Source organism: Actinokineospora sp. PR83 (genome assembly GCF_021056305.1).
Lineage (GTDB): Bacteria > Actinomycetota > Actinomycetes > Mycobacteriales > Pseudonocardiaceae > Actinokineospora > Actinokineospora spheciospongiae.
In genome coordinates this window covers 1-11145 of the sequence record NZ_JAJCXD010000056.1, presented here as the reverse complement: position 1 = coordinate 11145, position 11145 = coordinate 1, and the positions used below count along the sequence as shown (strand labels likewise).

General features: G+C 73.9%; 11 protein-coding genes. All 11 read right to left on the bottom strand.

Going from position 1 to position 11145, the window contains the following annotated elements; genetic code table 11:
* A partial coding sequence (locus tag L6E12_RS19735) for a DUF6779 domain-containing protein (protein WP_374201909.1) occupies nucleotides 1-1146 on the bottom strand: 1146 nt, incomplete at its 3' end.
* 46 nt (nucleotides 1147-1192) lie between these two features.
* On the bottom strand, nucleotides 1193-1657 hold the full coding sequence (locus L6E12_RS19730; RefSeq protein ID WP_236229403.1) for a DUF3180 domain-containing protein: 465 nt from the start codon (nucleotides 1655-1657) through the stop codon (nucleotides 1193-1195).
* Nucleotides 1654-2139, bottom strand: a complete 486-nt coding sequence (gene folK / locus L6E12_RS19725) for a 2-amino-4-hydroxy-6-hydroxymethyldihydropteridine diphosphokinase (RefSeq protein ID WP_236229402.1) — start codon at nucleotides 2137-2139, stop codon at nucleotides 1654-1656. The genes L6E12_RS19730 and folK overlap by 4 nt, the downstream gene beginning before the upstream one ends.
* Entirely contained in the window at nucleotides 2136-2516 is a 381-nt protein-coding gene (gene folB, locus L6E12_RS19720; protein WP_236229401.1) for a dihydroneopterin aldolase, read from the bottom strand. The genes folK and folB overlap by 4 nt, the downstream gene beginning before the upstream one ends.
* Nucleotides 2513-3313 (bottom strand): dihydropteroate synthase, encoded by an 801-nt coding sequence (gene folP / locus L6E12_RS19715; protein ID WP_236229404.1) that lies wholly within the window; start codon nucleotides 3311-3313, stop codon nucleotides 2513-2515. Before folP ends, folB begins: the two co-directional genes overlap by 4 nt.
* Nucleotides 3314-3342: 29 nt before the next feature.
* Complete coding sequence (folE, locus tag L6E12_RS19710; protein ID WP_236229400.1) at nucleotides 3343-3963, bottom strand: GTP cyclohydrolase I FolE; 621 nt, start codon at nucleotides 3961-3963, stop codon at nucleotides 3343-3345.
* Between the two features lie 45 nt (nucleotides 3964-4008).
* Nucleotides 4009-6318, bottom strand: a complete 2310-nt coding sequence (gene ftsH / locus L6E12_RS19705; RefSeq protein ID WP_236229399.1) for an ATP-dependent zinc metalloprotease FtsH — start codon at nucleotides 6316-6318, stop codon at nucleotides 4009-4011.
* 238 nt (nucleotides 6319-6556) lie between these two features.
* Nucleotides 6557-7102 (bottom strand): hypoxanthine phosphoribosyltransferase, encoded by a 546-nt coding sequence (gene hpt / locus L6E12_RS19700; protein ID WP_110079203.1) that lies wholly within the window; start codon nucleotides 7100-7102, stop codon nucleotides 6557-6559.
* 10 nt (nucleotides 7103-7112) lie between these two features.
* A complete protein-coding gene (gene tilS / locus L6E12_RS19695) occupies nucleotides 7113-8051 on the bottom strand; it encodes a tRNA lysidine(34) synthetase TilS (RefSeq protein ID WP_236229398.1) in 939 nt (312 codons plus the stop codon).
* Complete coding sequence (locus tag L6E12_RS19690; protein WP_236229397.1) at nucleotides 8048-9115, bottom strand: zinc-dependent metalloprotease; 1068 nt, start codon at nucleotides 9113-9115, stop codon at nucleotides 8048-8050. The genes tilS and L6E12_RS19690 overlap by 4 nt, the downstream gene beginning before the upstream one ends.
* Before the next feature lie 30 nt (nucleotides 9116-9145).
* A partial coding sequence (gene dacB / locus L6E12_RS19685; RefSeq protein ID WP_236229396.1) for a D-alanyl-D-alanine carboxypeptidase/D-alanyl-D-alanine-endopeptidase occupies nucleotides 9146-11145 on the bottom strand: 2000 nt, incomplete at its 5' end.

Sequence of the window (11145 nt, the reverse complement as noted above, 5' to 3'; positions counted from 1 at the left end):
ATCGAGCGCGGCCTGTTGCCTGCGGGGGGCGCCGTTGTGGCGGGGGTCTTCGGGGTCGGGCGGGGTTTGTTGTCGGCGGGGGTCCGGTGCGGGTTCGCCTCGGGCGTTCTCCGGTTGAGCCGGGAAAGCGCCGCTTGGTTGGGGGCGGCGCTGGTCCTGCTGTTCCGGGGTTCCGCCGGGTTGGTGGCGGCGGGTGTCCTGGCCGACGGGTCGGGAGCTCTCCTGCTCGGACGGGAACGCGGCGCCCTGCCTGGTGGGGTGGGCGCGGGGGTCCGGTTCGCGGAGGCGTTCCGCCTCGTCGGTGCGCAGGGGTCTGCCGCCGCCGGGGTTGGCGACCGGGGGGAAGGCGTCGGCGCGGGGGCGGGACTCGGTGCGGTTGGGTGGGGCCTGGCGGGCGACGGGCCTGCGGGTGGGTTCGGCGGCGGGCTGCTGGCGGGCGGTGTCCGGGACGGTGCGCCTGCGGGTGGTGACCGGGCGGCTGCCCTGGCCGGAGACCACCGCCGGTTGCTCGTCGCTGTCCCACGACGGTTGCCAGTCCGGGTCCATGCGGTCGCCCTCGAACCAGCCGTCGGGGCGTTCGACGGGGGGTTTGCCGACGCGGCCCATCATCTCGGTGGAGGCGTCGCCCGCGGCGGTGATGCGGCGCAGCGGCTTCGAGCCGCGGTTCTCCTCGGCCACGCCGCGCATCCGGGTGGCCTCGGCGTGCAGGGCGAAGCGCTCGACGAGGACCTCACCGCCGCCGAGGAGCTGTTGCAGGTGCTCGCGCATGGCCTTGAGCTCCTCGCGCAGCTCGGCGAGGTCGGAATCCGCCTTCTCCTGCGCCGCGCGCTTGGCCTCGGCCGTGGTCTCCAGTTCGAACTCGCGCCGGGCGGCGACCTCGCGCTCCAGCTCCAGTTCGTAGACGTGTTGCAGGTCCGCCGCCCGCTCGGCGCGGTCCCCGGCCTGCCTGCGGTAGCGGGCGGCGAGGAAGGCCCCCGCGAGGGCGGCCCACAGCGCGGCGACGACACCCAGCCGCATCCACTTGAGCGAATCGCTGAAGACGAGCACCGCGGTGGAGGCGAGGGCCAGACCCAGCGCCGCGACGAGCAGCAGGCGCGCGGTGGGGGCGCTGTCCCGCTCGTCGAAGGTGTCGGTCCGGCCGGTCATGCGCCCTACCGTACCGGGCCGTTACCTCGACGAGACCAAATGGATCTCACGTTGTTGATCGCCGATCATCGGGGTAGGGGTCGTCCGGGGTCCGGCAGCAGTACTCCAGCCACAGCGCCGCGCCGATGAGGATCGCCGCGCAGGCGGCGCCGACGACGGCGCTCGGCACGTCCTGCTTGGCCGCCGACACGCGCGAGCTCTCCGGCAGCACGTAGCCGAGCACGCCCAGCCAGAGGCCGAGCATGATTGCGCCGAGCAGGGACGACGCCTTCGCCAGGGCCACGGCGCGGGCCGCCGCGAGCGCCTGCACCGGTTTGCCGCTCTTTCCCTGGATGCGCGAGCGCAGCGAGTACCCCAGCACGGCCTCCACGGCGGCCAGCACGAGCAGGGTGAGCCCGGCCAGGGTGGGCAACGGGGGGAGGGAGCCGTAGAGGAGCCGACAACCGAAATACCCGATCAGGGCGCCGATTGCACCCGATGGGATGAGGTCGGCCGCCTTCGTCGCTCTCACCGCAGCTCCAGGTCGTCCCGGCGCCGCACGCCCGAGGTGTCCAGGGCGGACAGCAGGTCCCGCGCCGGGCCGCGCCCGGGCAGCACCGCGTCCGGTTCGACGTCGAGCCACGGGACCAGCACGGTCGCCCGCTCCGCGGTGCCCGGGTGCGGCAGCAGCAGCTCCGGGTGGTCGCTGGTGACACCGTCCACGGTGACCACGTCGACGTCCAGCGTGCGCGGCCCCCACCGCTGCTCGCGGACCCGCCCGGCCGCGTCCTCCGCCGCCTGCCCGCGGCGCAGCCAACCCCACTCGTCGAGGTCGGGGGACGAGACGACCAGGACGGCGTTGAGGAAGTCGGGCTGGTCGGTGACGCCCCACGCCGCCGTTTCGTAGACCGGTGACACGGCGACGAACTCGGCCGCGAACGCCTCGACCGCCGACCGCAGGTGCCCCAGCCGGTCGCCGAGGTTGGACCCCAGCGACAGCACCGCCCGGCTCACCGCGCCCCGCCCCGGGAGCGGCGCGACCGGCGGACCGTGACGGCCACGTCGGCGAACGACAGCGGGATCGGCGCCGACGGCTTGTGCACGGTGACCTCCACGGCGTGCACCCGGTCGTCGGCCATCTCGGCGTCGGCGATCTCGGCGGCGACCGTCTCGATCAGATCGCGCGGTGGGCCCGCGACGACCTTGGCCGCGCGCTCGGCCAGTTCGCCGTAGTGCACGGTCTTGGTCAGGTCGTCGGTGGCGGCGGCCTCGGCCAGGTCCAGCCACAGCGTGATGTCCACCACGAACTCCTGGCCGTCGCGGCGCTCGTGGTCGAAGACGCCGTGGTGGCCGCGCACGCGCAGGCCGGTCAGCGTGATCCGGTCGGTCATCCGGCAGCCCCCGTCATGGCGGCCACCACGGCCACCGCGTCCAGTGATCGGTCGACGTCGTGCACCCGCACCCCCCAGGCCCCGGCCGCGGCGGCCAGGGCGGTGATCGCCGCGGTGGCGTCCTCCCGGCCGTCCGGTGGGCGCGGGGTGCCGTCCGGTGCGGCCAGCAGGGTGCCGAGAAAGCGCTTGCGGGAAGCCCCCACCAGCACCGGGAAGCCCAGTCCCACCAGGCTGTCGAGGTGGCGCAGCAGCGCCCAGTTGTGCGCGCCGTTCTTGGCGAAGCCCAGCCCGGGGTCGAGCACGATCCGGTCCTCGGCCACCCCGGCGGCGACCGCGGCGTCGACCTGGGCGAGCAGTTCGGCGCGGACCTCGGCGACGACGTCGGTGTACTCGGCGAGGGAGTCCATGTCCCGGCTGTGCCCGCGCCAGTGCATCAGGACCCACGGCACCCCGGTCGCGGCGGCGACCTTCGCCATGTCCGGGTCGGCCAACCCGCCGGACACGTCGTTGACCACCCGCGCCCCGGCCTCGACGGCCGCCTCCGCCACCCCGGCCCGGGTGGTGTCGACGCTGACGGCGACCCCGGCCGCGGCCAGGGCCCGCACGACCGGGACCACCCGCGCGGACTCGGTCGCCGCGTCGACCCTGGCCGCACCGGGCCGGGTCGACTCGCCGCCGACGTCGACCAGGTCGGCCCCGCGCCGCCACAGCGCGAGGCCGTGGCGGATCGCGTCGTCCACGTCGAGGTAGCGGCCGCCGTCGGAGAACGAGTCGGGCGTCACGTTCAGCACGCCCACCACCGCGCAGCGGCCGGGATCGGGGAGGGTCACCGGGTGCGCCCGCTGATGAGCTGCATCGCCTCCGCGCGCGAGGAGGCCGAGGTCTTGAACTGCCCGCGCAGCGCGGAGGTGACCGTGCGCGCACCCGGCTTGCGGACCCCGCGCATGGCCATGCACAGGTGCTCGGCCTCGATGACCACGATGGCGCCGCGCGCGTCCAGCTTGCGCATCACCGCGTCGGCCACCTGCGAGGTCAGCCGCTCCTGCACCTGCGGGCGCTTGGCGTAGAGGTCGACCAGCCGGGCCAGCTTGGACAGCCCGGTGACCCGGCCGGTCAGCGCCGGGATGTACCCGACGTGCGCGACGCCGTGGAAGGGCACCAGGTGGTGCTCGCAGGTGGAGTACATCGGGATGTCGGTCACCAGGACCAGTTCCTCGTGGCTGACGTCGAAGGTCTTGTCGAGCACCGCGTCGGGCTCGGTGTAGAGCCCGGCGAAGAGTTCGGCGTAGGCCCGCGCCACGCGGGCCGGGGTTTCCCGCAGCCCCTCGCGGTCGGGGTCCTCACCGCAGGCCAGGAGCAGTTCCCGCACCGCGTTCTCGGCGCGGACCGGGTCGAAAGCCGGGGCTGGGACGGCAGCCGTCCCAGCCCCGTTGTTCGTTGTGGTCATCGGTACCTCCGTCGATCGCGGCGGCCACACGCCGCCACCATCGCATTAGGAACCGTTGCCGCGTCCGTCGGAGTCCCGCTCCCGGCCGTTGGGATCGTCACCCCGCGGCGGTCGGCCCTCGCCGTGACCGGGCTGCCACTGCTGCGGCGGCCCGCTCTGCGGTCCGGTGGCCGGGGTCCACCCGGGCGGGGCGCCGTAGTGCGGCGGTCCCGAGTTGCGGCCGGGCTGGTAGACCTGCCCGTACGGCGGCGGTGTCCCGTTGGGACCGGGCTGCCCGTAGGGCGGCGGGGTCCCGTTGGGCGTCCCGTTCGTCGGCGGCAGCTCCGGGGTGGAGTGGGGCGGGCCACCGGGGAGGTCGCCCGCACCGGGGATGGCCGCCACCGGGGTCGGCACCGACTCGCGGGCGTTGTCCTCCGGCCACGGCTCGCCGCGCTCGATGGCCTGCTCGCGGCGGGTCTTGATCGGCGGCTTGTCCGACGGGGTGCGCTGGCCGAAGTCGTTGAACGCGGTGATCCGCGGCCGCTTCTCGACGTTGGAGAAGATCCGCTCCAGGTCCTTGCGGGTGAGCGTCTCCTTCTCCAACAGCTCCTCGACCAGGGAGTCGAGCACGTCGCGGTAGGTGTTGAGCACCTCCCACGCCTCGGTGTGCGCGGCCTCGATCAGCGCGCGCACCTCCTCGTCGATCTCGTGCGCGACCTCGAGCGAGTAGTCGGCACCGTGGCCCATCGACCGGCCCAGGAACGGGTCGCCCTGGTCCTGGCCGTAGCGGACCGCGCCGAGCCGCGCGCTCATGCCGTACTCGGTCACCATCGCCTTGGCGATCTTGGTGGCCTGGTCGATGTCGCTGGAGGCACCGGTCGTGGGCTCGTGGAACACCAGCTCCTCGGCCGAGCGGCCGCCGAGCGCGAAGACCAGCCGGGCGATCATCTCCGAGCGGGTCATGAGCTGCTTGTCGTCCTCGGGGACGACCAGCGCGTGCCCGCCGGTGCGCCCGCGCGGCAGGATGGTCAGCTTGTAGACCGGCTCCAGGTCGGGCATCGCCCACGCGGCGAGCGCGTGCCCGCCCTCGTGGTAGGCGGTGATCTTCTTCTCCTTGTCGGAGATGATCCGGCTCTTGCGCGCCGGACCGCCGACGACGCGGTCGACCGACTCCTCCAGGGCGGCGCTGTCGATCATCGTGCCGTTCTGGCGGGCGGTGAGCAGCGCGGCCTCGTTGAGCACGTTGGCCAGGTCGGCGCCGGACATGCCGACGGTCCGCTTGGCCAGCCCGTCGAGGTCGGCGTCCGGGGCGATCGGCTTGCCCTTGGAGTGCACCTGCAGGATCTTCTTGCGGCCGGTCAGGTCCGGGGCCGACACCGGGATCTGCCGGTCGAACCGGCCGGGGCGCAGCAGCGCCGGGTCCAGGATGTCGGGCCGGTTGGTGGCCGCGATCAGGATGATGCCGCCGCGGGCGTCGAAGCCGTCCATCTCGACGAGAAGCTGGTTGAGGGTCTGCTCGCGCTCGTCGTGACCGCCGCCGAGGCCCGCGCCGCGCTGGCGGCCGACCGCGTCGATCTCGTCGACGAAGATGATGCACGGGGAGTTCTGCTTGGCCTGCTCGAACAGGTCGCGCACCCGGGAGGCGCCGACGCCGACGAACATCTCCACGAAGTCCGACCCGGAGATCGAGTAGAACGGCACCCCGGCCTCACCGGCGACGGCCCTGGCCAGCAGGGTCTTGCCGGTTCCCGGCGGGCCGTAGAGCAGCACGCCCTTGGGGATCTTCGCGCCGAGCGCCTGGTAGCGGCTCGGGTTCTGCAGGAAGTCCTTGATCTCGTAGAGCTCTTCCACGGCCTCGTCGGCGCCCGCGACGTCGGAGAACGTCGTCTTGGGCATGTCCTTGGGCAGTTGCTTGGCCTTGGACTTGCCGAAGTTGAGGACCCGGTTCCCGCCGCCCTGGGCGTTGTTCATCATCCACATCAGCAGCAGCAACAGCAGGCCGAGCGGGATGATGAAGATCAGGATCTGGGTGAGGAACGAGTCCTGGGTCACCGCGGTCTTGAACTCGGTGCCGTTCGCGCCGATCAGGGCCTGGTAGATCTGCCCGGTGGCCCCGGCGGGGTACTGGGTCAGGACCTGGGTGACCTGTTGGCCGTCCTGCTCGACGGGTTGGCGGAGGGTGAGCTTGAGCTGCTGTTCCTTGTCGCCCAGCTCAGCGGTCTTGACGTTGCCCTTGCTGATCTCGGCGACGGCCTTGGAGGTGGGTACGCTCGTGTACCCCCGCGTGTCGTCGAACAGCATGCTGACGGCGAAGTAGATCAGCAACACTGCCAAGATCCACAGCAGCGGGTTGCGTAGCAGGCGCTTGCGGTCCATGCACTTACGGCCGCGGTGGCGGCCTCCACCCTCCCTGACTTGCCTGTGAGGGCAATGACGACCATTACCCCACCGGACGGGGCCTCCGGTCCCTCCAGAGTACCGCCCGCTCGGGCACCCCCACCGGACGAAGTGCGGTTGGGCTGCCCCGAAGACGACAACGTCCGGCGACCGGACCGGGTTCCCGTCGGTCAAGCCCCCCGCGACGTGACGCGCGCTACCCGCCCCCGGCGGGTCCTCAGCTGTAGACCTTGGGGTCCAGCGTGCCGATGTAGGGCAGGTCGCGGTACCGCTCGGCGTAGTCGAGGCCGTAGCCGACCACGAACTCGTTGGGGATCTCGAAGCCCACGTACTTCACCGGCACCTCGACCTTGACCGCGTCCGGCTTGCGCAGCAGCGTGCAGACCTCCAGCGAGCGGGGGTTGCGCGAGGCCAGGTTCTTGAGCAGCCAGGACAGCGTCAGGCCGGAGTCGATGATGTCCTCGACGATGACCACGTCGCGGCCCGCGATGTCGCGGTCGAGGTCCTTGAGGATGCGCACGACGCCGGAGGACGAGGTGGCCGAGCCGTAGGAGCTGACCGCCATGAACTCCAACTGCACCGGCACCGGCAGCGCGCGGGCGAAGTCGGTCATGAACATGACCGCGCCCTTGAGCACCCCGACGAGCACCAGGTCCGCACCCGTCTCCGGGTAGTCCCGTGCGACCTGCTCGGCCAGTTCGGAGATCTTCTCGCTGATCTGCTGCTCGGTGATGAGCACGGAGGCGATGTCGCCGTCGTACACGGGTGTCCTCTCAGCTCTCCGACCGGTCGCAGGTCAGCCTGCCACGTGCGCGGCGAGCCACCAAACCGCCCGGCACGGCGATGCCCCGCTGGCCGCGCCAGCGCGTGATCAGGGTGTCGACGGCCCGCAGGTGGGCGTCGGTCAGCTCGGGTGCGCCCGCGTCGGTCAGCCAGCGCCGCAGCACCCGCCTGCGCAGGGCGGCGGGGGAACTCGCGAGCCGGTCGACGGCCAGCCCGTCCGCCGAGGGGGTGTAGAGGTCGGCGGCCAGCTCGTCGAGGGCGGCCAGGTCGTCCTGGAGCTGGGCGCCGGTCCTGGCGAGCGCCCCGGCCACGCCGCCCTGGAGGACCTCCTCCAGCAGCGGCAGCACCTCGTGGCGCAGCCGGGCCCTGGTGAACCGCGGGTCGCTGTTGTGCGGGTCCTGCCAGGGGGTGAGGCCCTGCGCGGCGCAGGCCAGCTCGGTCGTGGCGCGGGCGACGCCGAGGAACGGGCGGCCCCAGGCGCCGTCGCGGGCGCGCATCCCGGCGATGGAGCGCGGCCCGGAGCCGCGGCCGAGCCCGAGCAGCACGGTCTCGGCCTGGTCGTCGCGGGTGTGGCCGAGCAGCACGAGGTCGTTCCCGGCGGCCGCGCGCAGCGCCGCGTACCGGGCCCGCCGGGCCGCCGCCTCCACCCCGCCGCGCCCCTCGACGACGACCGGCAGCACGTGGACGGCGTCGAGTCCCAGGTGCTCGAGCTGGTCGGCGGCGCGCGCCGCGACCTCGGCCGAACCCGCCTGCAACCCGTGGTCGACGACCAGCCCCTCGACCCGGTCGGCGACGTGCCGGGTGGCGGCGGCCAGCGCGAGCGAGTCCGCCCCGCCGGAGACCGCGACGAACACCCGGTCGCCGCACCCGTCGAGCAGCGCCCGCACCGCCACCCTGGTCTCGGCGACCGCCGGGTGCGGCCCGCTCACGGGGCGACGCGGCGGACCCAGGCCTGCGGGTCGCTCAGCTCCGCGCGCAGCGGCAGCGTGTCCGGGGAGGTCCAGATGGTGTTGAACGCCCGCATCCCCACGGTCTCGACGACCTCGGTGGTGAACTTCGCGCCGACCGCGTACTGCTTCATCTTCGCGTCGATGCCCAGCAGGCTGCGCAGCACGCGGTCGAGCAGGCCACCGCCCCTGCGCCGGGCGGTGAACCGCTGGCGGATGGTCCCCACGGTGGGCACCACCAGCGGCCCGACGGCGTCCATGACGTGGTCGGCGTGCCCCTCCAGCAGGGTCGACAGCGCGATCAGCCGGTCGAACACCGCGCGCTGGGCGGGCGACTGGAGCAGCTCCAGCACGCCCATCGGCCCGGAGGAGGCCGTCGGGTCCGGCTTGGCCCGGGCGGACCTGAGCAGCTCCGGCAGCCGCGACAGGGCGTTGTCGGCGGAGTCGTCGAGCCCCCCGACGAAGGTGGCGACCTGCTCGGCGAAGTGGTCCCGCAGCCACGGCACGGCGGTGAACTGCAACCGGTGCGTGCACTCGTGCAGGCACACCCACATGTCGAAGTCCTGCGCGTCCACCTCCAGCGACCGCCGCGCGGCGACGATGTTCGGCGCGACCAGCAGCAACCGCCCGGAGTCGCCCGCGAACGGGTCGTACTGCCCCAGCACGCGGCTGCTCAGGTACGCCAGCACCACCCCGGCCTGCACCCCGGCGGTCCCGGACAGCAACCCTGCGACGACCCGCCCCGACCGCGCCGGGAGGGCACCGTCGGTCAGCGCCGAAATGCTCGCGGCGGCCGCGGCGATCCAGCCGTCGCGGTCGACCACGTCACCGTCGAGCAGCGGCAACCCGTCGCCGAGCCCGGTCAGTGCGCGCACGTGCCCCTCGGCCTCTGCGGTGATCGAGCGCAGCCGGGCCACCGAGGCGTCGGCCTCGCTCCTGGGCACGACCGGCCCGGGTCGGGCCAGCCTGCGGGCGGTGGAGACCGCCACCGCCCAGTCGATCGGCGAGACCCCGGCCCCGGCCACGTCCGTGCTGGTCGCGTTCACACCCCCGAAGCTACCCGAGCCGAACGGCCCTCACCGACAGCCGCAACCGCGCAACGTGGCCGCCACGGCGTCCAGCGCGGGCTGCGCGGCACCCGGGTCGGAGCCGTTGGACATGAGCGCGAACACCAGGAGCCTGCCGTCGGAGTCGAGCACGACCCCGGCGAGGGAGTTGACCCCGGACAGGGTGCCGGTCTTGGCCCGCACCCAGCCCTTGCCCGCGGTCTCCGCGGGCCCCTGGTAGCGCCGCGCCAGGGTCCCGCTGCCCCCGGCGACCGGCAGCCCGCCGAGCAGCGGCCGCAGCTTCGCCGTGCGCGGGTCACCGCTGTCGGGAGAGGCGGCGACTTTGAGCACGTCGGCGAGCAGGTCGGACGTCACCTTGTTCAAAGTGGACATTCCGCTGCCGTCGCTGAGCTGGACCGCGGAGGTGTCGAAACCGTTCTGCTTCAACGTGTCGAGCACCGCCGCCATGGCACCGGTGAACGACACCTCCTTGCCGACGGTGCGGGCGACCTCGCGGGCGAGCGCCTCGGCGAGCACGTTGTCCGAGCGCTGCAGGGCGTTGTCGACCAGCTCCACGATCGGCGCCGAGCGGACCTCGCCGAGCACTCGCGCCCCCTCGGGGGCCTTCACCACGGCCTTCGCGGGCACGGTCGCCCCGATGCGCCTGGCGAACTCCTCGGCGAGCGTGCGCGCCGGGTTCGCCGACCGCGCGGACACGGCCTTGGTGGGGTCCGCGCGCCCGCCGTCGAGCATCGCCGGGACGATCGGCGAGATGTACCCGGCGCCCACGTCACCGGGCAGCCACCCCTGCGCGAGCGGGTCACCGGTGTACCGGTCGAGGTCGAGCAGCACGGTGTCGACGGGGCCTGTGGCCTTCACCTGGTTGACGAGGTCGCTGAGGTGTGCAGCACCCGGGTACACGGAACTCTCCCCGGGCGCCAGGGACGACAGCGTGACGTCCCCACCGCCGACGATGACCACCGTGCCGGGCTTGTCGCCCTGCACGACCCTGGTGCTCAACTGCTCGGCGTGCGGGATCGCCAGCAGCGCGGCGGCCGTGGTCAGCACCTTGGTGGTGGAGGCGGGCACGAGCGGGGTGTCGGCGTTGCGGGAGAACAGCACCTCACCGGTGGTCGGGTCGACGACGGTCCCGGTGAGCGTGCCCAGGGCCGGGTTGCCCGCCGGACCGGCGAGCGCCGCCTGCACCCCGGCCGCCGTGGGCGCCGGGACACCGCCTCCGGGGCCCCGGAGGGTCGGGGTGAACTGGACGGCCGCCGCGGGCGGCGCGATGTCGACGGCGGGCGTGCCGCCGCTGATCCCCAGCTTGTCGGCCACCCCGGGGACGAGGTAGACGACCCCGGCGCCGAGTGCCAGCACGGCCACGATCGCGACGGCCACGAGCAGGCCGCGCCTGCGCCGGGGCCTGGGCGGGTCCTCGGCTCCCGAGGCGGGTCGCGGCGGCACCCGGCGGGGTTCGGCGCGGGTGGCGCCGGTCGCGGTGGGCTCGGTCGGCTCAAGCGGTTTCGGGCCGGCGGAGAGGGCGGCGGGGCTGATCACCTGCGTGCGCTCCGCGGGCCGGTCCTGGGTACCGGTGCCACCGGGCCGGTCCTGCGCTCGGATGCGGTCCTGGGTGTCGGTGCCACCCGACCGGTCCTGGGTACCGGTGCCGCCAGGCCGGTCCTGCCCCCGGACCCGGTCCTGCGTGCCGGTGCCACCCGGCCGGTCCTGGACCCTGGTTCGGTCCTCGGTGCCGGTTGGCCGGTCCTGGGTTCGGGCGGTCGGGTGGTCGGGCTGCTGGTCCTGGGGGAGGCCGGTGGGCTGCGCGGGCCTGCCCGGGGCCTGCGCCCGGCCGAGGGGGGCGAGGCCGGTGACCTGGGTGCGCTCGGCCGGGCTCTCCGGCTGCGGGCGGGGGCCGTCCGGGCGGGTCACCGGGATGCCGGTGAGCTGCGTCCGCTCGGCCGGGCTCTCCTCGGGGGCGCGCGGCCGCCCACCCGGGAGGCCGCCGCGGCCGGGGGCGAGCCCGGCGGGAC